Below are 22,657 nucleotides of genomic sequence, written 5' to 3'. Positions count from 1 at the left end.
GGCGCACAATAGGGGGACGCAAGGCTGAAGGGGAACATGCCATGAGCGCCGAGGACCTCGAAAAGTATGAGACCGAGATGGAGCTGAAGCTCTACCGGGAGTATCGAGACGTCGTCGGGCTGTTCAAATACGTGATCGAGACCGAGCGTCGTTTCTATCTCACCAATGACTATGAGATGCAGGTCCACTCGGTCCAGGGCGAGGTCTTCTTCGAGGTCTCGATGGCGGATGCCTGGGTCTGGGACATGTATCGGCCGGCCAGATTCGTGAAGCAGGTACGGGTGCTCACGTTCAAGGACGTGAACATCGAGGAGTTGAACAAGAGCGATCTCGAACTTCCGGGTGGCTGAGTTATCCACAATCGCCGGGTTATCCACCAAGATCCACAGATAGTGATCTGACGCGGCAGAGTCGGTGCCGGAGGTGGTGCCGACAATGAACGCAACGGGGGCACTGGGGCGGTACGGCGAGGAATTGGCGGCGCGGCTGCTGATCGAGATCGGAATGACGATCCTCGCGACGAACTGGCGTTACGGGCGGATCGGCGAGATCGACATCGTCGCCCAGGACGGCGACACGGTCGTTGTCTGCGAGGTGAAGACTCGCAGACCAGGGCCGTTCGGGCCACTGGCCGCAGTCACACCCGCGAAGGCCGAGCGGCTGAGGCATCTCGCCGAATGCTGGCTGCACCAGCACGGGGGAGCGCCCCCGGGCGGAATGCGGATCGACGCCATCGCGGTCGTACTGCCCCGGCGTGGTGCACCGCTCATCGAGCATGTCCGCGGGGTGGCCTGATGGCGTTCGCCCGGGCTTGTTCCGTGGCGCTGGTGGGCGTCGAGGGCGTGGTGGTGGAGGTCCAGGCCGACCTGGAGCGGGGAGTGCCGAACTTCACGCTGGTGGGGCTGCCCGACAAGAGCCTGGTCGAGAGCCGGGACCGGGTGCGCGCGGCCGTGGTGAACTCAGGTGCCGAGTGGCCGCAGATGAAACTGACGGTTGGGCTCAGTCCCGCCTCCGTGCCCAAAGGGGGCAGTGGGTTCGATCTCGCCGTCGCGGCAGCCGTGCTCGGTGCGTCCGGGCGCATCGATCCGGATGCGATGGCCGATCTGGTGCTCATCGGCGAGCTGGGCCTGGACGGAAGGGTCCGGCCCGTGCGCGGAGTCCTGCCGGCCGTGCTCGCCGCGGCGACGGCCGGGTATCGACAGGTGGTCGTCCCTGAGCAGACCGCGGGCGAGGCGGCCCTTGTGCCGGGTGTGTCGGTCTTGGGTGTGCGGAGCCTACGGCAGCTGATCGCGGTCCTGGCCGAAGAACCGGTCCCCGATGAGCCGCCGCTACCCGATGGCAAACCGGACAGCTTGCTGGCCGGACTGATCCTTCCCGGCGCAGGTGTGGGCACAGGGCTGGCCATGGCCGCGACGGGCGGCCCCGACCTCGCCGACGTCGCCGGCCAGCGGATAGCGCGCAAGGCCCTTGAGGTCGCCGCGGCAGGCGGTCACCACCTGTTTCTCTCGGGGCCGCCAGGCGCGGGCAAGACCATGCTGGCCGAGCGACTGCCCGGGGTGTTGCCGCCGCTGACCCAACAGGAATCCCTGGAGGTCACAGCGGTCCACTCGGTGGCCGGCATGCTGCCGCTCGGTCAGCCACTGGTGCGCATGCCTCCCTACTGCGCGCCCCACCACTCCGCGACCATGCCATCGCTCGTCGGCGGCGGGAACGGCCTCCCCAGACCGGGAGCGGTTTCCCTGGCGCACCGAGGAGTCCTCTTTCTGGATGAGGCGCCGGAGTTCTCCGGGAAATCCCTGGACGCCCTGCGCCAACCGCTGGAATCGGGACATGTGGTGGTGGCCCGTAGCGGAGGTGTGGTTCGGCTTCCCGCCCGGTTTCTGCTGGTGCTGGCCGCGAATCCCTGCCCTTGCGGACGGCACACCCTGCTCGGCGCGGGATGCGAGTGCCCGCCGTCGGCGGTGCGGCGCTATCAAGCGCGGCTCTCGGGACCCCTCCTCGACCGGATTGATCTACGAGTGGGGGTCGAGCCCGTCAGCCGGAGCGACCTCCTCGGGCAGGGCTGCCGCGGCGAGCCGACCGCGGCGGTCGCGGCCAGGGTGCTGGAGGCGAGGGAACGAGCCGAGGCCCGGTTGACCGGGACCCCCTGGCGGGTGAACAGCGAGGTCCCCGGCCCTGAGCTGCGCACCAGATGGCGAGTGGGCCCCGGGGCGCTGGCCATCGCGGAGCGGGACATGGAGCGGGGGCTGCTCACCGCCCGCGGTCTGGACCGGGTGCTGCGGGTGGCTTGGACCCTGGCGGATCTGGCGGGTCGCGACCGGCCCGAAGGCTCTGATGTCGGCCTCGCCCTGGCGCTGCGCACGGGCGTCACCCGGGGCACCCCTCAACGGGCCACAGGGCGGCCATGACGCCCCGGCCCGGCCGCGACCGGCCCGCTTCCACTGCTCTGGGAGTTCCCCGCGTTCCCTGTCCCGCGCAGCCCCGGCGTCCTTGAAGCACCAACGGAACGGCCACTGGAGCGGTGTGGCCGTTGCCAGGGGAGGGGCCCTGCCCCTGGCGGGGCCAGTCGATGGCGTGGCGAACAACGGGGACAGGGGCTGCGTGGGGCAGCGGCCGACTGCGACCGGGGCCGACTGTGACCGGGGGCTGTGTACGGGAGCTCATGAGCTCCGCTTCGGAGGGGAGGCGGTGACGGAGGAGACGAGCCGATGTCCGGTGCGGGTTGGGGCCGCGGATTGAGGTGCTGGGCGTGGAGCGGGCGATGTCCAGGCCGGGACGGAAGGGGGCGGGGACTGACCGGAAGGGAGCGGGCGCGCGGGAAGAGGGGGCCTGGATCTCCTCCCTCGGGCGGGGCGAGGGGTGTGGCGGCGGCATGGGCGGCTAAGGGCCTGAGTGGAGGGGGAAGACAATGACGGCGACACCGGGGGCTGGAGACCCCGAGAGGAGGGCGCGGGCGGCGCTTTCCCGAGTGATTGAGCCGGGGGACGAGAGAGCGGGGCGTTGGCTACGGGAGATCGGCGCGCAGGAGCTGATGGAGCGGCTCACCGGCCCGGAGTCCGCGACGGCGGAACTACCCGGCGCGACCGCACGCCGGACGGCGAGCTGCCGGGCAAGGGCAGCCGAAGCCAGGCCCTCTCATGACCTGGCGGCCATCGCGAGGGTCGGCGGCCGCTTCGTCTGCCCGGGCGACCAGGAATGGCCCACTCAGCTCGATGACCTCGGGGACGCCAGACCCACCGGACTCTGGGTCAGAGGGCAGCCGGACCTACGCGTCTGGGCGTTGCGGTCGGTGGCCATCGTCGGCGCCCGGGCATGCACGCCCTACGGCGCGCATATGGCCGCAGTCCTCGGTTCCGGCCTCGCTGAGCGAGGCTGGGTCGTGGTCTCGGGGGCCGCGTTCGGTGTCGATGGCGCAGCGCACAGAGGCGCACTGGGGGCAAACGGAGCCACTATCGCGGTACTCGCGTGCGGCGTGGATGTGGCCTATCCGCGTGGACATGTCGAGTTGATCGAGCGGATCGTCGAACAGGGCCTGGTCATGGGGGAGTTACCGCCGGGCGACCATCCCACCCGGAGTCGATTCATCCTCCGCAACCGTGTCATCGCATCACTCACCAGAGGCACGGTGGTGGTCGAGGCCGAGTACCGCAGCGGCTCACTGGTCACCGCGCGCTGGGCGCAGCGGTTGGGGCGACACACGATGGGAGTGCCTGGCCCGGCCACGAGTGGACTCTCCGCGGGGGTTCATGAACTGCTGCGCGGTGAAGGGGTTCTGGTGACCGATCCGGATGAAATCGTCGAGCTGGTGGGGGAGATAGGAGAGCTCGCTCCTGACCGGCGTGGCCCCGTACTTCCCCGCGATCTCCTTGACGACAGGAGTGCGAGGGTGCTGGAGGCCCTTCCGGCGCGGGGAGCGGTCGACAGTGCCCGACTCGCCCGGACCTCGGGAACCACCCCGGACGAAGCGCTCGGCAAGCTCTACGAACTCCACGCACTGGGCTTTGTCGAACGACTCGGGGATGGATGGCAGTTGACGGATCAAGCGATCCCTCGATCGAACGCGCGGCGAGGCGGTTCTTGACCTGGGTCATTCGGGTGAAAAGGTGATGCCGAGGACCTTGTCGCGGGCCCGTTGGTGGCGCTGGAAGGGCCGGCGGGTGATGTCTCGGTGCCGGTTCGAAGGTGTGGACGACGGTGGATACCCCGTAGTGGGTCGTTCACCAGACCTTCGCCCACCGCGACCGTTCAGTCACGCTACGCTCACCCTCCTGGCCCAGACGCTCGTCGAACCCCTCACCGACCCCCCTCACAGCAGAACGGCTCAAGGCAACGCCATGCCACAGCACACCTCCGGGTCTGACCGCGCGGCAGTGCCCCGCGCTGCCCGTGGCACCGTGCGGCCACCCGCGCCCTCCTCCCTGGAGGAGCTGTGGCGGTCGTACAAGTCCACGGGGGACGAGCGGCTGCGTGAGCAGTTGATCCTGCACTACTCGCCGCTGGTGAAGTACGTCGCTGGTCGGGTCAGTGTCGGGCTGCCGTCAAATGTGGAGCAGGCGGACTTTGTCTCATCCGGGGTCTTTGGGCTGATCGACGCCATCGAGAAGTTCGATATCGAGCGGTCCATCAAATTCGAGACCTATGCCATCACCCGCATTCGCGGCGCGATGATCGATGAACTGCGAGCCCTGGACTGGATTCCCCGCTCGGTCCGGCAGAAGGCACGCGCTGTGGAGCGCGCCTACGCCACCCTGGAGGCCCAGCTCAGACGGACTCCTTCGGAGGCCGAGGTGGCCACCGAAATGGGCATCGCGGTGGAAGAACTACACGCGGTTTTCAGCCAGTTGTCCCTCGCGAATGTTGTCGCGCTGGAGGAGCTGCTACATGTCGGCGGCGAGGGTGGCGACCGGCTCAGTCTGATGGACACCCTGGAGGACACGGCCGCGGACAACCCGGTCGAGGTGGCCGAAGACCGTGAGCTGCGCCGGCTGCTGGCCCGTGCCATCAATACGCTGCCCGACCGGGAGAAGACGGTGGTGACCCTCTACTACTACGAGGGCCTCACCCTCGCGGAGATCGGAAACGTCCTCGGGGTCACCGAGAGCAGGGTCAGCCAGATCCACACGAAATCGGTCCTTCAGCTGCGGGCGAAGCTCGCCGACGTGGGACGTTGAACGCTGAATCGTGCCTGCCTCTTGCGCGGCATCCGTAAAGTGGAGACGTGCCCAGGATTCGAGCGGCCTCCGTGGCCGAGCACCGGACCATGCAGCGCGACGCCCTGCTCGACGCCGCGCGTTCCCTCCTGTCTGAAGGCGGTACGGAAGCGTTGACCTTCCCCGCCCTCGCCGAGCGCACGGGTCTGGCCAGGTCTTCCGTGTATGAGTACTTCCGCTCACGGGCGGCGGTCGTCGAGGAGCTGTGCGCCGTCGACTTCCCCGTCTGGGCGAAAGACGTCGAGACGGCAATGGCCCGGGCCGACACGGCCGAAGGCAAGATTGAGGCGTATGTGCGTCAACAACTCGCACTGGTGGGCGATCGGCGGCATCGGGCCGTGGTCGCCATCTCGGCCAGCGAGCTGGATGCCGGTGCCCGGGAGAAGATCCGGGCCGCACACGGCGGACTGATCACGATGATCGGTGAGGCGCTGGGCGAGCTCGGACATCGGCAGCCACGCTTGGCGGCCATGCTGCTCCAGGGAGTGGTCGATGCCGCGGTGCGCCGCATTGAGCTCGGTGCGGCCGAGGAGCCCGGCGTGATCGCGGATGCGGCGGTCTCCATGGCGCTCCGCGGCGTCCAGACCTGACCCCCGGCCACTCGATCCCCCTGCATCCTGGCCGAGGGTCCCGCAGGCCTGCCCAGGGGCGTGAGGCGGTCCCCCACGTGATCGTCGCCCCCTCTCTCGGCGACGGCCTGCCCCAGGGGCGGGTGGGGCTTCTTGCGCGGAGCGGCTCCTCATGGTCTGCCGGGGCATGGTTTGAGGGTGGAAGCGCCCGACCAGGCCCAGTGAGGTTGCGGCGGACCCTTGCCCCATGGTGCCAAGGCCCCACCGCGCGCAGACCCCGCGACACCAAGACCTCACGACACCGAGGCTCCACGACACCAAGACCTCACGACACCGAGGCTCCACGGCGCCGAGGCCTCACGGCGCCGAGGCCTCACGGCACCAAGGCCCCACGACACCGAGACCCGGCGTCAAGGCCCCACGGCCGCGGGCGCGCGTCGAGGTGGCCATCCATCCGCGAGGGAGGCCCCTGCCTCGGCGGGCTGGTCATCAGTCGGCAGAGCCGCGGGGGCCTTGTGGCGCAGGGCCCAGCAGGGGCCCAGCGCTGCCGTTGGTGAGTGTCGCCGTGTAGATCGGTAGGGCCCCATGCCGGGTGGCCCGCCGGTGAGTCCGGGGCGATGCAGCCAGGGGTCAATGCAGCCAGGGTCGGTGAGTCAGGGCCGGTGTGGCGGTCGGTGAGCCAGAGCGGGTGCGCCGGGCAGCGAGGCCTCCGGGGTGAGCGGTCGTGTACCGGTGACCGGGAGCAGTCGATGGCCCGTGCGGCTCAGCATGCCCGGCGGCAGCAGGGAGAGCGGGTCGAGATACTCCGTGCCGCGTAGCAGTCCCCAGTGCAGACAGCCCGTCGCGCAGTGGGAGGCACCGGAAGCGACCGTGCCCACCGGCTGCCCCGCAGTCACCTCCGTACCCACGGGTAGTGCTGGATCGACTGGCTCGTATGTGGTGCGCAGCGCGGGATCACCCGTCCCGGTGAGGTTGATCGACAGAACTCCACGACCTGCCACCTGGCCGGCGAAGGAAATCCGGCCGGCCGCCACCGCCAGCACCTCCGAACCCGCCGGTGCCGCCAGATCCACCCCCCGATGGCCGGGTCCGTAGCTGGACGCGGGTGGTTCCCAGCCCCGCACCACCAAGGGGCGCGGTGGGCCCATGGGCCAGCTTCGAGGGGCCTCGGCGGTCTCCGCGCGGATCACGGCCGAGACCGGGCCGGCCCTTGTCGCGTGGTCGGCCACCGACGCCGATGGGGTCGCCCCCGCGCCGATGAGCAGCAGGGCACCAGAAATGAGCCAGCCGAACACAGGAAAATGCCAGCCGAGAAGTCGTCGATTCATGGCACAAACCGTCTCGCACAACGCCGATTCGAGCGGATCATGCCCGGTATCTGTGGAGTACCGGCCGGTTGTGGACAACGACGTCACCCGGCACCGTACGGGTCCCGTACACTTCTATCGGCGACTCGGGTCACCGAGTCGACTTCGCACGCCCCGCCACCAATCACCTTTCAGGTTTCGGTGGCCGCGCTCCTCGGTCCCAGTGGCACGGCGCGTCGGGGCGTCAGGACACAACCGAGAACCAAGGAGATACGGCTATGGCCGTCGTCACGATGCGGGAGCTGCTGGAAAGCGGCGTCCACTTCGGTCACCAGACCCGTCGCTGGAACCCGAAGATGAAGCGCTTCATCTTCACCGAGCGCAATGGCATCTACATCATCGACCTGCTCCAGTCGCTGTCGTACATCGACCGCGCCTACGAGTTCGTCAAGGAGACCGTTGCCCACGGCGGCTCCATCATGTTCGTTGGCACCAAGAAGCAGGCCCAGGAGGCGATCGCCGAGCAGGCGACCCGCGTGGGCATGCCGTATGTCAACCAGCGCTGGCTCGGCGGAATGCTGACCAACTTCTCCACCGTCTACAAGCGGCTCCAGCGCCTCAAGGAGCTTGAGCAGATCGACTTCGACGATGTGGCCGCCTCTGGCCTCACCAAGAAGGAGCTGCTGGTCCTCTCCCGCGAGAAGGCCAAGCTGGAGAAGACCCTCGGCGGCATCCGCGAGATGCAGAAGGTGCCGAGCGCCGTCTGGATCGTCGACACCAAGAAGGAGCACATCGCCGTCGGTGAGGCGCGCAAGCTCCACATCCCGGTCGTCGCGATCCTCGACACCAACTGCGACCCCGACGAGGTCGACTACAAGATCCCGGGCAACGACGACGCGATCCGCTCCGTCACCCTGCTCACCCGCGTGATCGCCGACGCTGTCGCCGAGGGCCTCATCGCCCGTTCCGGCGTCGCCACCGGCGACTCGAAGCCGGGCGACAAGGCCGTTGGCGAGCCGCTCGCTGAGTGGGAGCGCGACCTGCTCGAAGGCGACAAGAAGTCCGACGACGCCGAGAAGCCGGCTGAGGCCGCTGCTGAGGCTCCCGCCGAGGCCCCGGCCGACGCGGACGCCCCGGCCGCTGAGGCTGAGGCCCCCGCCGCCGACGCTCCGGCCGCTGAGGCCCCCGCCGCCGAGGCTGAGGCCCCGGCAGCGGACGCCGAGCAGCAGGCCTGATCGTCGTACAGCTTCGGTAGGTGAATCGGCGGGGGACGGTGCCTGGTGCATCGGCCCCCGCCGTACACCCGTAGATCTTCGACGGATCGTCGCAAGGTCTTCGGCAGATCTTCGACTTTTGACTTTCGAGAAGAGATTCAAGGACATGGCGAACTACACCGCCGCTGACATCAAGAAGCTCCGTGAGCTCACCGGCGCCGGCATGATGGACTGTAAGAAGGCGCTCGACGAGGCCGAGGGCAGCGTGGACAAGGCTGTCGAGCTGCTCCGCGTCAAGGGGCAGAAGGGCGTCGCCAAGCGCGAGAGCCGTAACGCCGAGAACGGCGCCTTGGTCTCCCTCATCTCCGAGGACAAGACCTCCGGCGTTCTGCTTGAGCTGAAGTGCGAGACGGACTTCGTCGCCAAGGGCGACAGGTTCCAGACCGTCGCCAACACGCTCGCCGCGCACGTCGCCGCGACCTCCCCGGCCGACCTTGACACCCTGCTCGCCTCCGAGATCGAGGCCGGCAAGACCGTCCAGGCGTATGTCGACGAGGCCAACGCCAACCTTGGCGAGAAGATCGTCCTCGACCGTTTCGCGCAGTTCACCGGCGCGTACGTGGGTGTCTACCTGCACCGCACCATGCCCGACCTCCCGCCGCAGGTCGGCGTGCTGGTCGAGCTGGACAAGGGTGGCGACGACGCCGCGGCCATCGCCAAGGACATCGCGCAGCACATCGCCGCCTTCGCGCCGAAGTACCTCACCCGTGAGGAAGTTCCGGCCGACGTCGTCGAGAACGAGCGCCGCGTCGCCGAAGCCACCTCACGTGAGGAAGGCAAGCCCGAGGCTGCCCTCCCGAAGATCGTCGAGGGTCGGGTCAACGGCTTCTTCAAGGAGATCACCCTCCTTGACCAGCCGTTCGCCAAGGACAACAAGAAGTCCGTTCAGAAGGTTCTGAACGAGGCCGGCTTCACGCTGAAGCGCTTCGCCCGCATTCGCGTCGGCGCCTGAGCTGACGGCGAGTACGCGATCGGTCCGGGAGCCCGCTAGGGTTTCCACCGCAGTCATCGGCCGCGAATGCCATGCGGCAGGGCTGCGCCGAGGCGCCGGACGACCGCAGATCTGACGAGGAGGCCATTGCCGACAGGGACACCAGCACCCAGACGGCAATGGCCTTCTTCGTATGTGCACGAGGAGATCTCCATGAACAAGGGCGCGGACGCCAACGAGGCTGCCGGCGACATCAACGATCACGACGGGAAGCACGAAGTGAACAAGGCCGGGCGCTTCATGCTGAAGCTCTCCGGTGAGGCGTTCTCCGGCGGCGGAGGGCTCGGCGTCGATCCGGATGTTGTGCACGCGATCGCCCGTGAGATCGCCGCCGTCGTGCGCGACGGTGCCCAGATCGCGATCGTGATCGGTGGCGGCAACTTCTTCCGCGGCGCCGAACTCCAGGTACGCGGCATGGACCGGGCCCGCTCCGACTACATGGGAATGCTCGGCACCGTGATGAACTGCCTCGCCCTCCAGGACTTCCTGGAGAAGGAGGGCATCGACTCCCGAGTGCAGACCGCCATCACCATGGCCCAGGTCGCGGAGCCGTACATCCCCCTGCGGGCCGTGCGGCATCTGGAGAAGGGCCGCGTCGTGATCTTCGGCGCGGGCATGGGCATGCCGTACTTCTCCACCGACACCACCGCTGCCCAGCGCGCTCTGGAGATCGACGCCGAAGCCCTGCTGATGGGGAAGAACGGTGTTGACGGGGTCTATGACTCCGACCCCAAGACCAACCCCGACGCGGTGAAGTACGACGCCCTGGAGTACGGCGAGGTGATCACCCGGAACCTCAAGGTCGCCGATGCCACCGCGGTCACCCTCTGCCGGGACAACAGCCTCCCGATCCTGGTCTTCGAACTCCTCGCCGAGGGCAATATCGCGCGAGCCGTCCGAGGTGAGAAGATCGGCACGCTCGTGAGCGATCAGGGCACTCGAACCTGACCCGGGGGTGTCCAGGGACGGCCGGGTACGGCCGTTCAGGGATGGACAAAGCCCTGCCGGTCGGACACCGTGCAGGGGAAGACGCGAGACAGGTTCCGCCCGCCCGAATTGCAACGCCGGGCCTACTCAAGACACGCAGGAGCAAGTGGTGATCGAAGAGACCCTCCTCGAAGCCGAGGAGAAGATGGAGAAGGCCGTCGTGGTCGCCAAGGAAGACTTCGCGGCGATTCGCACCGGTCGGGCGCACCCGGCGATGTTCAACAAGATCGTGGCCGACTACTACGGTGCACTGACCCCGATCAACCAGCTGGCCTCGTTCTCGGTGCCGGAGCCGCGCATGGCCGTGGTGACCCCGTTCGACAAGACCGCGATGCGCAACATCGAGCAGGCGATCCGTGACTCGGACCTCGGCGTCAACCCGAGCAACGACGGCAACATCATCCGTGTGGTGTTCCCCGAGCTGACCGAAGAGCGCCGCCGCGACTACATCAAGGTCGCCAGGAGCAAGGCCGAGGACTCCAAGATCTCGATCCGCGCCGTGCGCCGCAAGGCCAAGGAAGCCATCGACAAGCTGGTCAAGGATGGCGAGGTCGGCGAGGACGAGGGGCGCCGCGGGGAGAAGGAGCTCGACGACACCACCGCCAAGCACGTGGCACAGGTGGACGAGCTGCTGAAGCACAAGGAAGCCGAGCTGCTCGAAGTCTGATGAACGACTCTTCCTGGGGGGCCCCGGCGAGGGCCAGTTACGTCGGGCAGTGGCCGCCGTCCGACCAGGGACCTGCCTCGGCGGGTCCTGCATACGATGTGCGTGATGCACAGCAGACTCGGCCCATGCCGATCGTGCCGGACTTTCCCGATGCAGGTAGAGACGCCGAAGACCACGACGATCACGGATCACGTGATGAGCGCGAACGGGGGGCTGCTCGGCTGAGCGGCCCTCTGTTCCGCGATGAGAACGCGCAGGAGCCCATGCCCACCCCGCAGCCCGATCCGTCCCGGCGCCAGCGCTCGGGCCGTCAGGCCACCCGGGAGAAGAAGCGGGCCGGCCGGGATCTACGTGCCGCCATAGGGGTCGGAGTCGGGCTCGGCGCGGTGATCGTGGCCTCGCTGTTCGTGGTCAAAGCGGTGTTCGTCGGGGTGCTGGTGGTCGCCGTCGTGGTCGGGCTGTGGGAGCTGACCACCCGGCTCGATGAGCGCAAGCAGATCAAGGCGCCGCTGGTGCCGCTCGCGGTCGGCGGTGCGGCCATGGTCGTGGCCGGATATGTGCGCGGTGCGGAGGGAGCCTGGGTCGCCATGGCCCTCACGGCCCTCGCCGTACTGGTCTGGCGCATGACCGAACCGCCCGCGGGATACCTCAGGGACGTGACGGCGGGCGTGTTCGCCGCCTTCTACGTTCCTTTCCTGGCGACGTTCGTGGCGCTGATGCTCGCCGCTGACGACGGTGCCAAGAGGGTGCTCATCTTCCTGGTGCTCACCATCGTCAGTGACACCGGGGCGTACGCGGTGGGCTGGCGTTTCGGCAAGAACAAACTCGCTCCGCGCATCAGCCCCGGCAAGACCCGGGAGGGTCTGTTCGGTGCGCTGGGCTTCGCGATGGTGGCGGGCGCGCTGTTCATGGAGTTCCTGATCGACGGCGGTGCGTGGTGGCAGGGGCTGCTGCTGGGACTCGCGGTCGCGGTCAGCGCCACGCTGGGTGATCTTGGCGAGTCGATGATCAAGCGGGACCTCGGCATCAAGGACATGGGCACGCTCCTTCCGGGGCACGGCGGGATCATGGACCGGCTGGATTCTCTGCTGCCCACGGCTCCGGTGGTGTGGTTGCTGCTGGTCCTGTTCGTGGGTTCAGGCTGAGAAACCCTGGCGTTGCCCGGGCCACGGGGCGAGGCGTACGGCTACCGCCGGCGGCTTCGACTCGTGGCCTTCCGTGTTTCTCCGTTTCTCCGCTTCGCGGTTTCTGGCTCACTGGCTCCCTGGCCGGCCCGCTCCCGAGCGAGCCGGCCAGGGAGCCGAGTACTTCTCGGGGTTCCCTCGCGTATCCCGGTGGAGTGGATTCGGGTCCGGCGCGGGTGGCGGGTGTGGAGCGGCACTCGGTGATGGCGGTCATATCCGGTACGCCGGGGGTGAGCGCTGCCGCCACAGCGGTAGCGCTGGTGCATCGACGGACCCCGGGCCGCCGGCGGCTGTGTGCGGGCCCATCCGCCGGGGCCCGGTGGCCGGCCTCGCACCCGTTACCCTGGAAGGGCGTGTCGCTCATGCAGCGGCACGCCCTTCTGGCCCCGCAGCCCCGGGGCGGCCGTCGCGGAGCTGAGTGCGCCGGCACCACACCGTCGTCGGCTCCGCCCCCGCGGAGGCTGTCTGGCGTCGTCTCACTGAGGAGTTACCGCTCATGGCCCCCGCCCCGGGAGAGCTCACTTTCGTCGCACCTCGCGGAGCCAAGAAGCCCCCGCGGCACCTCGCTGACCTGTCCCCCGAGGAGCGGAGGGAAGCCGTCGCGGCCATCGGCGAGAAGCCGTTCCGGGCCAAGCAGCTCTCCCAGCACTACTTCGCGCGGTATGCGCACGACCCGGCCCAGTGGACCGACATCCCCGCCGCCGCACGTCAGAAACTCGCCTCCGAGCTGCTGCCCGATCTGATGTCCGTCGTACGCCATATCTCCTGCGACGACGACACCACCCGTAAGACGCTCTGGCGGCTGCACGACGGCACCCTCGTGGAGTCCGTGCTGATGCGCTATCCGGACCGGGTGACGATGTGCATCTCGTCCCAGGCCGGCTGCGGAATGAACTGCCCCTTCTGCGCCACCGGCCAGGCGGGCCTCGACCGCAATCTCTCCACCGCCGAGATCGTCCACCAGATCGTCGACGGTATGCGCGCACTGCGTGACGGCGAGGTCCCCGGTGGCCCGGCCCGGCTGTCGAACATCGTCTTCATGGGCATGGGCGAGCCGCTGGCGAACTACAACCGGGTCGTCGGCGCGATCCGTCGCCTCACCGACCCCGAGCCGGACGGTCTGGGCATCACCCAGCGCGGGATCACCGTCTCCACCGTCGGTCTGGTGCCCGCGATGCTGCGCTTCGCCGACGAAGGCTTCAAATGCCGCCTCGCGGTCTCGCTGCACGCCCCGGACGATGAGCTGCGCGACACCCTCGTCCCCGTCAACACCCGGTGGAACGTGCGCGAGGTCCTGGACGCCGCCTGGGAGTACGCGGAGAAGTCCGGTCGGCGGGTCTCGATCGAGTACGCCCTGATCCGTGACATCAATGACCAGGCATGGCGCGGCGATCGTCTGGGGCGGTTGCTGAAGGGTAAGCGGGTCCATGTCAACCTCATCCCGCTCAATCCCACGCCCGGCTCCAAGTGGACGGCGTCCCGGCCCGAGGACGAGAAGGCGTTCGTCGACGCGATCGCGGCCCATGGCGTCCCCGTAACGGTGCGGGACACCCGGGGCCAGGAGATCGATGGGGCCTGCGGACAGCTCGCGGCATCCGAGCGCTGAGGCTGTTTTATCGCTCTTTGTGGCATTTATCGGGCCAGGGGACCCCTGCCGCCGCGGGTGTTGACCTTGTAGGGTGAGACCCGTACATCTGCATATATCCGACAGGGGAGCGCCACAGCGCTGAGAGTGCGGTTTGAGAAGACCGCAGACCCTCTGAACCTCGCCCAGGTCATTCTGGGTAGGGAGTTCGGTCATCACTCAAGCTGTTGCGCCCTGCCCGGATTCTCGTCGCCGAGAACCGGGTGGGGCCGCGTCTCTTCCTGGCCACCCCCAGGAGGAATTCTCAGTGAGCACCACCAAAAGGATCACGGTCACCGCGCTGGCCGCGGCGCTGGGCGTCACCACGCTCGCGGCCTGCGGCGACGAGGGGTCGAAGGACGGCGAAGCCTCCGGCGGGACCAAGTCCAAGACCGTCACCCTGGTCACCCATGACTCGTTCGCCGTCTCCGACTCGGTGCTGAAGGACTTCACCCAGCAGTCGGGATACACGGTCAAGGTCCTCAAGAGCGGTGACGCCGGCACGGCCCTCAACAAGGAGATCCTCACCAAGGGCTCTCCCCAGGGCGATGTCTTCTTCGGCGTCGACAACACCCTGCTCTCGCGGGCCCTCGGCAACGGTCTGTTCACCGGATACGAGGCCAAGGGCCTGGACCAGGTCGAGGGCGAGGTCCAGCTCGACCGGGGCAAGCACCGGGTCACGCCCGTCGACACCGGTGATGTCTGTGTCAACTACGACAAGAAGTACTTCACCGACAAGAAACTCGCGCCCCCCAACACCTTCGACGACCTCGTCAAGCCCGAGTACAAGAACCTCCTGGTGGTCGAGAACGCGGCCACCTCATCGCCCGGGCTCGGCTTTGTCCTGGGCACGGTCGCCCAGTACGGCGACGCCCAGTGGACGGAGTACTGGAAGAAGCTCAAGGCCAATGGCGTCAAGGTCGTCGACGGCTGGGACCAGGCGTACAACGAGGAGTTCTCGGGCTCGGCCGGTGGCAAGAAGGCCAAGGCCGACCGGCCGCTGGTGGTCTCCTACGCCTCCAGCCCACCGGTGGAGGTCCTCTACTCCAAGCCGCAGCTGAAGGAAGCCCCGACCGGGGTCGCCACCGGCACCTGCTTTCGGCAGATCGAGTTCGCCGGACTGCTGAAGGGCGCCAAGAACGAGGCGGGCGGCAAGGCGCTGCTGGACTTCATGGTCTCCAAGACCTTCCAGGAGGACATGCCGCTCAACATGTTCGTCAACCCGGTCGTCAAGGGTGTCAAGCTGCCCGAGTTGTTCACCGCGTTCGGTGCGGTCATCGACAAGCCGAAGACCGTCGCGCCCGACACCATCGCCAAGAACCGGGAGCAGTGGGTCCAGACGTGGTCCTCGCTCGTCGTGAAGTAGTACGGCCCGGCCGTAGGGCCGCGCTGCGCGCGAGTGCGGCGCGGCTCGGCCTGCTGGCCGTGCCCATCGTCTTCTTCGCCGTCTTCTTCGCCTACCCGGTCGCCGCGATCGTCGGCCGGGGCCTGGGGGACGGCGGAGTCCGGCAGTTCAGCCGGATCGGCGAGGTCCTGGGCCGCGACGATCTTCAGCGGGTGCTGTGGTTCACCACCTGGCAGGCGCTCGCCTCCACCGCGCTCACTCTCCTCATCGCCCTTCCCGGTGCCTATGTCTTCGCCCGGCTGGACTTTCCCGGCAAGCGGCTGCTGCGGGCGGCGGTGACGGTGCCGTTCGTACTGCCGACCGTGGTGGTCGGAACCGCGTTCCTCGCCCTCCTGGGGCGCGGCGGACCGCTCGACGAGCTCTGGGGCGTCCGGCTGGACACCACCGTCTGGGCCATCCTGCTCGCCCATGTCTTCTTCAACTACGCCGTGGTCGTCAGGACGGTGGGCGGGCTCTGGGCGCAGCTCGATCCACGCCAGGAGGAGGCCGCTCGGGTGCTGGGCGCCGGACGGTTCGCGGCCTGGCGCCGGGTGACCCTGCCCGCGCTCACCCCGGCGGTGGCCGCCGCCGCCCTGATGGTCTTCCTCTTCACCTTCACCTCCTTCGGAGTCGTCCAGATCCTCGGTGGCCCCTCCTACGCCACCTTGGAAGTGGAGATCTACCGGCAGACCGCGCAGCTGCTCGATCTGCGGACGGCCGCCGTGCTGACGATGGTGCAGTTCGCGGCGGTCGGCGCCGTGCTCGCGGTGCACGCGTGGACCCTGCGGCGGCGGGAGGGCGCACTGCGACTGGTGGACCCGGCGCGGACCGCGAGCCGTCCCCGGGGCACCCGGCAACGGGTGCTGCTCGGTGGGGTGCTCACCACCGTGGTGGTGTTGCTCCTCGCGCCCCTCGCCGTGCTGGCGGAACGTTCCCTCGACACCCCCACCGGCTATGGCTTCGACTACTACCGCGCTCTGGGCTCCCTCGACGACAGCGGTTCCGCGTTCCTCGTCCCACCGATCGAGGCGGTGTGGAACTCCCTTCAGTACGCGCTGGCCGCAACCGCCATCGCCGTACTCATCGGTGGGTTGGCGGCCGCCGCGCTGACCCGGAGAGCCGGCCGTCTCCTTCGGGGCTTCGACGCCCTGCTGATGCTGCCGCTGGGGGTCTCGGCGGTGACCGTCGGCTTCGGCTTTCTGATCACCTTGGACGAGCCGCCGCTGGACCTGCGGACCTCCTGGATTCTGGTGCCGCTCGCCCAGGCCCTGGTCGGGGTGCCCTTTGTCGTACGGATCATGCTGCCGGTGCTCCGTGCGGTGGACGGACGGCTGCGGGAGGCCGCCGCTGTGCTCGGGGCCTCGCCGCTGAAGGTGTGGCGTGAGGTCGACTTCCCGATGGTGCGCCGGGCGGTGATGGTCGCGGCCGGATTCGCGTTCGCCGTCTCGCTCGGGGAGTTCGGCGCCACCGTCTTCATCGCCCGGCCCGATCAGCCCACGCTGCCGGTCGCGGTCGCCCGGCTCATCGGGCGGCCCGGCGAACTCAACTACGGGCAGGCCATGGCGTTGAGCACGATTTTGATGGCGGTGTGTGCGACCGCGCTGCTGCTGCTGGAGCGGACCAGGGTCCGCAACACCTCCGGAGAGTTCTGATGGCCGTCACCGAACCCCTGCTCCGCCTCGATGGGGTGACCGTCCGCTTCGGTCAGCGGGCGGCGCTCGACGCGGTACGGCTGGAGGTCGCCGCCCATGAGATCGTCTGTGTGCTGGGGCCCAGCGGCAGCGGCAAGTCAACGCTGCTGAGGGTGGTCGCCGGACTGCAACGCGCCGACGCCGGGCGGGTCCTGCTGTCCGGGGTCGACCAGCAGGGGGTGCCGGTGCATCGGCGCGGAGTGGGGCTGATGTTCCAGGACCATCAGCTGTTCCCACAACGCGATGTCGGCGGCAACCTGGCCTTCGGCCTGCGGATGCACGGCGTGGGACGGGTTGAACAGCAGCGCCGGGTGGCCGAGTTGCTGGAGCTGGTGGGGTTGCCCGAGGCGCAGCGGCGGGCGGTCGCGTCCCTGTCGGGAGGCGAGCAGCAGCGGGTCGCCCTCGCTCGGGCACTGGCCCCCGAGCCCCGGCTGCTGATGCTCGATGAGCCACTGGGGCAACTGGACCGGGGGCTGCGGGAGCGACTCGTGATGGAGCTGCGGGAGCTCTTCGGACGGCTGGGTACGACCGTCCTCGCGGTCACCCATGACCATGGGGAGGCGTTCGCGCTCGCCGACCGGGTGGTGGTCATGCGCGAGGGACGGATCGCCCAGACCGGGGCGCCGCTTGAGGTGTGGCAGCGACCGGTCGACGAGTTCGTGGCCAGGTTCCTGGGCTTCGACAATGTGGTGTCCGCCCGGGTCAGCGGCACGGTCGCGGACACCGTCTGGGGGAAGGTCCCGGTACCCGATGGCTCGCGGCAGGGCGAGCGCCGGCTGCTGGTGCGGCCCGCGGGGGTACGGCTCCAGGAGCTCAGCGGGGTGGCCGGTGTGGACGGGCTGCGCTGCCGGGTTGAGGGGCGTACGTTCCGGGGCAGCCGGGTCGCGGTGCGGCTGCGGCCCCAGGAGGGGCCGCCGCTGGAAGCGGAAGTCCCCCTGCGGGAGGTTCCGGAAGAGGGGGCACAGGTGGCCGTGGTCTTCGCGGTGGATGAAGTGGTGGTGCTGGAGTCCTAGCGAACGCCGCCGTCCGCAGCAGCCGGGAACGGTGCCGGACGCCAGAGCGGGGCCTGCCGTCCCGACTTGCCGGAGTGTGACCTACGCGGGGGTGCAGGCCGCTGCGATGGCGAGGGCGTCCTCGACGACGCGGTAGCCGACGATCAGCCCGTCCTTGACCCTCAGCCGCATGGTGAACGGTGATCGGAACGACTTCCCCGTCGCCCGGACCGTACCCGCGAGCCATCCGCTCAGCAGCGCCTCGTCGTCGGTCACGGTGATGGCGCCGATGGAGGTGCCCGCCGGGTCGGCCTGCTGACCCTGGGCCAGCTCACGGAAGTGGTCGGCGACATCGGAGCGGGTCCGGCGGGGCTTGATCCAGGGGACCGCGGGGTTCTCGGCGATCACCCAGTCGACCTCCGGGGCGAACATCTCGGCGATCCGGACCGGTGATCCTTCCTGGAGCCGGGCCAGAAACGCCATGACGGTGTCCCTGGTGGCGTCGGCCTGAGCGGGGGCCTGCGCTGCCTGAGCCGGAAGCCGGGTGGTGGGTGCGGTGGGTGCGCTGGTCATCACAGGTCCCTCTGTCGTGTACGGAGTTGCGGGGGTACGGGGCTACGGGGGAGATCCTGCTGCGGTCCTCGCCACAGGTCGATGACCCCAGAGGTAATGCCGGACGGGCACGGGACAGCCGGCCCTCGCCCTCGTACCGCCGCACCGAGGCCAACCGGCCACCGATCAGCCGGTCAACGGGGCCGCGGCGAGCGTGGCCACGGCCCAGGTGAGCGGGGCGAAGACCAGGAGCAGCACCAGCGTCCGCAGCCCCGCGGCCAACCGGAAGGACTTCGCCGGGGCTCCGAGCTCCCTGAGCCCTTGCACCGCGGTGCTGCGGGCGTAGCGGGCGTCGGTCACCGCGGTGAGCAGGGTCGCCGTCGTGCACGCGATGACCAGCGTCGCTCCCAGACCGGTCAAGGGGCCGAACGGTCCCGGGCCCGCGTCGTACAGGGCCCAGGCCGCGATCGCCGCCGATGCCACCGCGCACAGCACCCCCAAGGGGCGGCCGATCCGGCGTGCCTCGGCCATCAGAATGCGTCCCGCGATCAGTCGTACTCCGCCAGGGCGCCGGGTTTGGAGCAGCCGGCCGCAGAAATGGGTGAGCGCGGGTCCCGCTACGGCCAGTCCCACGGCTGTCAGCGCCCAGCCCAGGAGAACGCCCAGGGGGTGGGCATCGAGCTCACCGGGCAGTTGCACCGTGGCGCCGCCCTTGACGCGTGCCGCGTAGGTGCCCACGGCCAGTCCCGCCGCTGTCAGGGCACAGCCCCAGGGCAGACCGCCGGGCGCGGCCGGGGGCTTCGGGAGCGCGTCGGGGGCGGGTTCGGCCGTCCGTGGCCTCAGCGCCAGCGCTGCCGCCGCCGTGGCCGTCAGCGGGGCGAGCGTCAGTAGGATCAGCGCGGCGGCGAGGGGGAGCGGCTGGTCGGCGGCGAGGAGCTCGGCCGCAGCCCCGTCGAACGGCAGACCGGTGAGGTCCCCGCGCAGATGGAGGAAGAACAGCAGGGCCACCATGCTGCCGAGCGTTGCGGAGAGGGTCGTGGACACCGCGGCCAGCACGGCGAGTCGGCCGGGACCGAGACCGACGGCGGAGAGGCCGGTGCGGGGTCGGGTGCTCGGGTCCGTACGGGCCACCGCCACGGCGAACTGCACGGTGGCGGCGAGCGGGATCAGGCACCAGGAGAGCCTGAGCAGCGATGACGAGGACTCGCCGGGGTGGGAGAGCGCATGGGTCAGTGCGGACAGCAGGAGGAAGCCGACCCCCGCGGATGCTGTGGCCACCAGCAGCCGACGCAGCAGTACCAGGGGGTGGGCGCCACGGGCTAGACGGAGAGCGAGCACTCGGCCCGACCTTCCGTCTCGGCGGCGCTCAGCGAGCTGACGCGGCGGCCGTCCACGAGGAAGGCCGTCCGGTCGGCGAGCGCTGCCACCTCCGGGTCGTGGGTGGCGAGCACCACGGTGATCCGGTGGGAGCGAATGGCGGCCAGCATCGTCCGGAGCAACTGGGCCCGGTCCAGGCGGTGCAGGGACGCGGTGGGTTCGTCGGCGAAGAGGACCGTGGGGGCGGCGGCGATGGCGCGGGCCGTGGCAACGCGCTGGCGCTGGGCCTGGCTGAGGGCGTGGGGCCGCTGTCGGGCCAGCGGCCCGATGTCGAGGTGGTCGAGCCACTCCTGGGCCTGGGCCTTGGCTTGGCGCCGCGGGGTGCCGCGAAGCAGCAGCGGAAGGGCCGCGTTCTCCCAGACGGTGAGCTCGGGCACGAGCGAGGACTCGGGACCGATCCAGGCGAAGCGTTCGCGGCGCAGTCGTTCGCGCCGGTACGGGGGCAGGGTGTGCAGGGCCGAGCCGTTGAAGGAGACCTCGCCCTCGTCCGCGACCGTCTGTCCGGACAGACAGCGCAGCAGCGTGGTCTTTCCGCTGCCGCGCGGGCCGTGCACGGCGAGGACCTCTCCCTCGCGCACCCCGAGTGAGACACCGGCGAGCGCGGGCGATCCGTTGTGTGAGTGGTGGAGGGAGCGCGCCCAGATCACATCGTTGTCCGGCGGGGCCACCATGGCGTACACCTCGGTTCTGATCAGATTTGCCGTCCCCCGCATGGGGGAACGAAGCCAAGGCCGATCGGTCACTCGCACGCTAGGCAGCCGGATGCGGGGTGCTGGGAAGCACACGGCCCGGGTGCGCGCCATCCACTCGGATGGGCGTACCCGGGCCGCCTTCCAGCACCGCGATACGACCTTTAGGGGTCGGATCAGGGCTGGGTCAGAGCTTGGTCCATGCCTCGGTGAGGACGGTCCGCAGCACCTGCTCGATCTCGTCGAACGTCGACTGGTCGGCGATCAGCGGCGGCGCGAGCTGGATGACCGGGTCACCACGGTCGTCGGCGCGGCAGTACAGACCGTTGTCGTACAGCGCCTTGGAGAGGAAGCCGTACAGGACGCGCTCGGTCTCCTCGTCGGTGAAGGTCTCCTTGGTGACCTTGTCCTTCACCAGTTCGATGCCGTAGAAGAAGCCGTTGCCCCGGACATCGCCGACTATCGGCAGGTCGTAGAGCTTCTCCAGCGTGGCCTTGAAGGCACCCTCGTTGTCGAGGACGTGCTTGTTGAGGCCCTCGCGCTCGAAGATGTCGAGGTTGGCGATGCCGACGGCCGCGGAGACCGGGTGGCCGCCGAAGGTGTAGCCGTGCAGGAAGGTGTTGTCACCCTTGTAGAACGGCTCGGCGAGCTTGTCGGAGATGATGCAGGCGCCGATCGGGGAGTAGCCCGACGTCATGCCCTTGGCGCAGGTGATCATGTCCGGGACATAGCCGAACTTGTCGCAGCCGAAGGTCGTGCCGAGCCGGCCGAAGGCACAGATGACCTCGTCCGAGACGAGCAGCACGTCGTACTGGTCGCAGATCTCGCGGACCCGCTGGAAGTATCCGGGCGGGGGCGGGAAGCAGCCGCCGGCGTTCTGTACGGGCTCCAGGAAGACCGCGGCCACGGTGTCGGGGCCCTCGAAGAGGATCTCCTGCTCGATCTGGTCGGCGGCCCAGCGGCCGAAGGCCTCGGGGTCGTCGCCGTGGATCGAGGCGCGGTAGATGTTGGTGTTGGGCACCTTGTGCGCGCCGGGTACCAGCGGCTCGAAGGGGGCCTTCAGCGCGGGCAGACCGGTGATGGAAAGGGCGCCCTGCGGGGTGCCGTGGTAGGCGACCGCACGCGAGATGACCTTGTACTTGGTGTGGTGGCCCATCAGCTTCCAGTACTGCTTGGCAAGCTTCCAGGCGGTCTCCACGGCCTCGCCGCCACCGGTGGTGAAGAAGACCTTGTTCAGGTCGCCCGGGGCCTCGTTGGCAAGCCGCTCGGCCAGCTCGATGGCCTTGGGGTGCGCGTAGGACCAGATCGGGAAGAAGGCCAGTTCCTGGGCCTGCTTGTACGCGGTCTCGGCCAGCTCGACGCGGCCGTGACCGGCGTTGACGACAAAGAGGCCGGCGAGGCCGTCGATGTAGCGCTTGCCCTTGTCGTCGTAGATGTACGTGCCCTCACCGCGGACGATGGTGGGGACGGGGGAGTTCTCGTACGACGACATGCGGGTGAAGTGCATCCACAGGTGGTCGTAGGCGGTCTTTGAGAGGTCCTGGCTCACGGCTATCGGGTTCCCCACATGTAGGTCTGCTTCTTGAGCTTGAGGTAGACGAAGCTCTCGGTGGACCGCACACCGGGGAGGGCACGAATCCGCTTGTTGATCACTTCGAGCAGGTGGTCGTCGTCCTCGCAGACGACCTCCACCATGAGGTCGAAGGAGCCCGCGGTCATCACCACGTACTCGCATTCGTCCATGCCGGTCAGCGCTTCGGCCACCGGGTCGAGGTCGCCCTCGACCTGGATGCCGACCATCGCCTGGCGACGGAAGCCCACGGTGAGCGGGTCCGTCACGGCGACGATCTGCATCACACCTTGATCGAGCAGCTTCTGGACGCGCTGTCGCACGGCCGCCTCGGACAGGCCGACGGCCTTGCCGATCGCGGCGTACGGTCGACGCCCGTCCTCTTGGAGCTGCTCGATGATCGCGAGGGAGACGGTGTCGATCGTCGGGGACGATCCACTGCCGCTCCTGGAGTCTGCGCTTCGACTGGCCACGGACTCACTCTGCACCGCGAGTCGTCGCTCTCGCAAGCCCTAACCGATGAAATTCGTTGATTTGTGCCACCGATCTCACTGAATCCGCAGATATGGAGGGTCGGGGCTATTGAAAG

Annotated in this window: 21 protein-coding genes; 15 read left to right on the top strand and 6 right to left on the bottom strand. The window is 68.9% G+C overall.

Features of this window, described 5'->3' with window-relative positions; genetic code table 11:
• The first annotated feature begins 41 nt into the window (after window positions 1-41).
• The 6 genes from NBG84_RS32510 to NBG84_RS32485 all read left to right on the top strand — a co-directional run bounded on the left by NBG84_RS32510 (window position 42) and on the right by NBG84_RS32485 (window position 5,800).
• Window positions 42-350 carry a DUF2469 domain-containing protein gene (locus NBG84_RS32510; protein ID WP_003965949.1) on the top strand — a complete coding sequence of 103 codons (309 nt, stop codon included), beginning with the start codon at window positions 42-44 and terminating at the stop codon, window positions 348-350.
• 85 nt (window positions 351-435) lie between these two features.
• The gene (locus tag NBG84_RS32505; protein WP_250923275.1) at window positions 436-795 is read left to right on the top strand and encodes a YraN family protein; all 360 of its coding nucleotides are present in this window, start codon (window positions 436-438) and stop codon (window positions 793-795) included.
• Window positions 795-2,408: a YifB family Mg chelatase-like AAA ATPase gene (locus NBG84_RS32500; protein ID WP_250923274.1), complete on the top strand. Its 1,614-nt coding sequence runs from the start codon at window positions 795-797 to the stop codon at window positions 2,406-2,408. The genes NBG84_RS32505 and NBG84_RS32500 overlap by 1 nt, the downstream gene beginning before the upstream one ends.
• A gap of 500 nt (window positions 2,409-2,908) precedes the next feature.
• Complete coding sequence (dprA, locus tag NBG84_RS32495) at window positions 2,909-4,081, top strand: DNA-processing protein DprA (RefSeq protein WP_250923273.1); 1,173 nt, start codon at window positions 2,909-2,911, stop codon at window positions 4,079-4,081.
• A gap of 253 nt (window positions 4,082-4,334) precedes the next feature.
• Entirely contained in the window at window positions 4,335-5,171 is an 837-nt protein-coding gene (whiG, locus tag NBG84_RS32490) for an RNA polymerase sigma factor WhiG (protein WP_250923272.1), read from the top strand.
• A 71-nt stretch (window positions 5,172-5,242) separates the two neighbouring features.
• Entirely contained in the window at window positions 5,243-5,800 is a 558-nt protein-coding gene (locus NBG84_RS32485) for a TetR/AcrR family transcriptional regulator (protein WP_250923332.1), read from the top strand.
• Window positions 5,801-6,432: 632 nt separating this feature from the next.
• On the opposite strand, the gene NBG84_RS32480 is transcribed toward NBG84_RS32485, so the two are convergent.
• Window positions 6,433-7,107: a M23 family metallopeptidase gene (locus tag NBG84_RS32480; RefSeq protein ID WP_250923271.1), complete on the bottom strand. Its 675-nt coding sequence runs from the start codon at window positions 7,105-7,107 to the stop codon at window positions 6,433-6,435.
• A gap of 257 nt (window positions 7,108-7,364) precedes the next feature.
• On the opposite strand from NBG84_RS32480, the gene rpsB reads away from it, so the two are divergent.
• The 9 genes from rpsB to NBG84_RS32435 all read left to right on the top strand — a co-directional run bounded on the left by rpsB (window position 7,365) and on the right by NBG84_RS32435 (window position 17,901).
• Window positions 7,365-8,321: a 30S ribosomal protein S2 gene (gene rpsB, locus NBG84_RS32475; RefSeq protein WP_250923270.1), complete on the top strand. Its 957-nt coding sequence runs from the start codon at window positions 7,365-7,367 to the stop codon at window positions 8,319-8,321.
• Between the two features lie 145 nt (window positions 8,322-8,466).
• Window positions 8,467-9,312 carry a translation elongation factor Ts gene (tsf, locus tag NBG84_RS32470; protein WP_250923269.1) on the top strand — a complete coding sequence of 282 codons (846 nt, stop codon included), beginning with the start codon at window positions 8,467-8,469 and terminating at the stop codon, window positions 9,310-9,312.
• Between the two features lie 192 nt (window positions 9,313-9,504).
• The gene (gene pyrH / locus NBG84_RS32465) at window positions 9,505-10,299 is read left to right on the top strand and encodes a UMP kinase (protein WP_250923268.1); all 795 of its coding nucleotides are present in this window, start codon (window positions 9,505-9,507) and stop codon (window positions 10,297-10,299) included.
• 148 nt (window positions 10,300-10,447) lie between these two features.
• Window positions 10,448-11,005, top strand: a complete 558-nt coding sequence (frr, locus tag NBG84_RS32460) for a ribosome recycling factor (RefSeq protein WP_250923267.1) — start codon at window positions 10,448-10,450, stop codon at window positions 11,003-11,005.
• Window positions 11,005-12,150: a phosphatidate cytidylyltransferase gene (locus tag NBG84_RS32455; protein WP_250923266.1), complete on the top strand. Its 1,146-nt coding sequence runs from the start codon at window positions 11,005-11,007 to the stop codon at window positions 12,148-12,150. The genes frr and NBG84_RS32455 overlap by 1 nt, the downstream gene beginning before the upstream one ends.
• A gap of 535 nt (window positions 12,151-12,685) precedes the next feature.
• Window positions 12,686-13,795: a dual-specificity RNA methyltransferase RlmN gene (gene rlmN / locus NBG84_RS32450; protein ID WP_250923265.1), complete on the top strand. Its 1,110-nt coding sequence runs from the start codon at window positions 12,686-12,688 to the stop codon at window positions 13,793-13,795.
• Between the two features lie 286 nt (window positions 13,796-14,081).
• Window positions 14,082-15,179, top strand: a complete 1,098-nt coding sequence (locus NBG84_RS32445) for a thiamine ABC transporter substrate-binding protein (RefSeq protein ID WP_250923264.1) — start codon at window positions 14,082-14,084, stop codon at window positions 15,177-15,179.
• Window positions 15,155-16,849 carry an ABC transporter permease gene (locus tag NBG84_RS32440; RefSeq protein ID WP_250923331.1) on the top strand — a complete coding sequence of 565 codons (1,695 nt, stop codon included), beginning with the start codon at window positions 15,155-15,157 and terminating at the stop codon, window positions 16,847-16,849. Before NBG84_RS32445 ends, NBG84_RS32440 begins: the two co-directional genes overlap by 25 nt.
• Window positions 16,849-17,901, top strand: a complete 1,053-nt coding sequence (locus tag NBG84_RS32435) for an ABC transporter ATP-binding protein (RefSeq protein ID WP_250923263.1) — start codon at window positions 16,849-16,851, stop codon at window positions 17,899-17,901. Before NBG84_RS32440 ends, NBG84_RS32435 begins: the two co-directional genes overlap by 1 nt.
• A gap of 81 nt (window positions 17,902-17,982) precedes the next feature.
• On the opposite strand, the gene NBG84_RS32430 is transcribed toward NBG84_RS32435, so the two are convergent.
• From NBG84_RS32430 to NBG84_RS32410, 5 genes are all read right to left on the bottom strand, one after another.
• The gene (locus NBG84_RS32430; RefSeq protein WP_308312142.1) at window positions 17,983-18,453 is read right to left on the bottom strand and encodes a nuclear transport factor 2 family protein; all 471 of its coding nucleotides are present in this window, start codon (window positions 18,451-18,453) and stop codon (window positions 17,983-17,985) included.
• A gap of 165 nt (window positions 18,454-18,618) precedes the next feature.
• Window positions 18,619-19,770: a hypothetical protein gene (locus tag NBG84_RS32425; protein WP_250923262.1), complete on the bottom strand. Its 1,152-nt coding sequence runs from the start codon at window positions 19,768-19,770 to the stop codon at window positions 18,619-18,621.
• The gene (locus tag NBG84_RS32420) at window positions 19,752-20,480 is read right to left on the bottom strand and encodes an ABC transporter ATP-binding protein (protein WP_250923329.1); all 729 of its coding nucleotides are present in this window, start codon (window positions 20,478-20,480) and stop codon (window positions 19,752-19,754) included. The genes NBG84_RS32425 and NBG84_RS32420 overlap by 19 nt, the downstream gene beginning before the upstream one ends.
• A gap of 205 nt (window positions 20,481-20,685) precedes the next feature.
• Window positions 20,686-22,065, bottom strand: a complete 1,380-nt coding sequence (locus NBG84_RS32415; protein ID WP_250923261.1) for an aspartate aminotransferase family protein — start codon at window positions 22,063-22,065, stop codon at window positions 20,686-20,688.
• A complete protein-coding gene (locus NBG84_RS32410) occupies window positions 22,050-22,541 on the bottom strand; it encodes an Lrp/AsnC family transcriptional regulator (protein ID WP_250923260.1) in 492 nt (163 codons plus the stop codon). The genes NBG84_RS32415 and NBG84_RS32410 overlap by 16 nt, the downstream gene beginning before the upstream one ends.
• Between the last annotated feature and the right edge of the window lie 116 nt (window positions 22,542-22,657).

Source organism: Streptomyces albipurpureus, from assembly GCF_023701525.1.
Classification (GTDB): Bacteria; Actinomycetota; Actinomycetes; order Streptomycetales; family Streptomycetaceae; genus Streptomyces; species Streptomyces albipurpureus.
The sequence above is the reverse complement of the archived record's forward strand: the minus strand, read 5'-3'. Positions and strand labels throughout refer to the sequence as shown.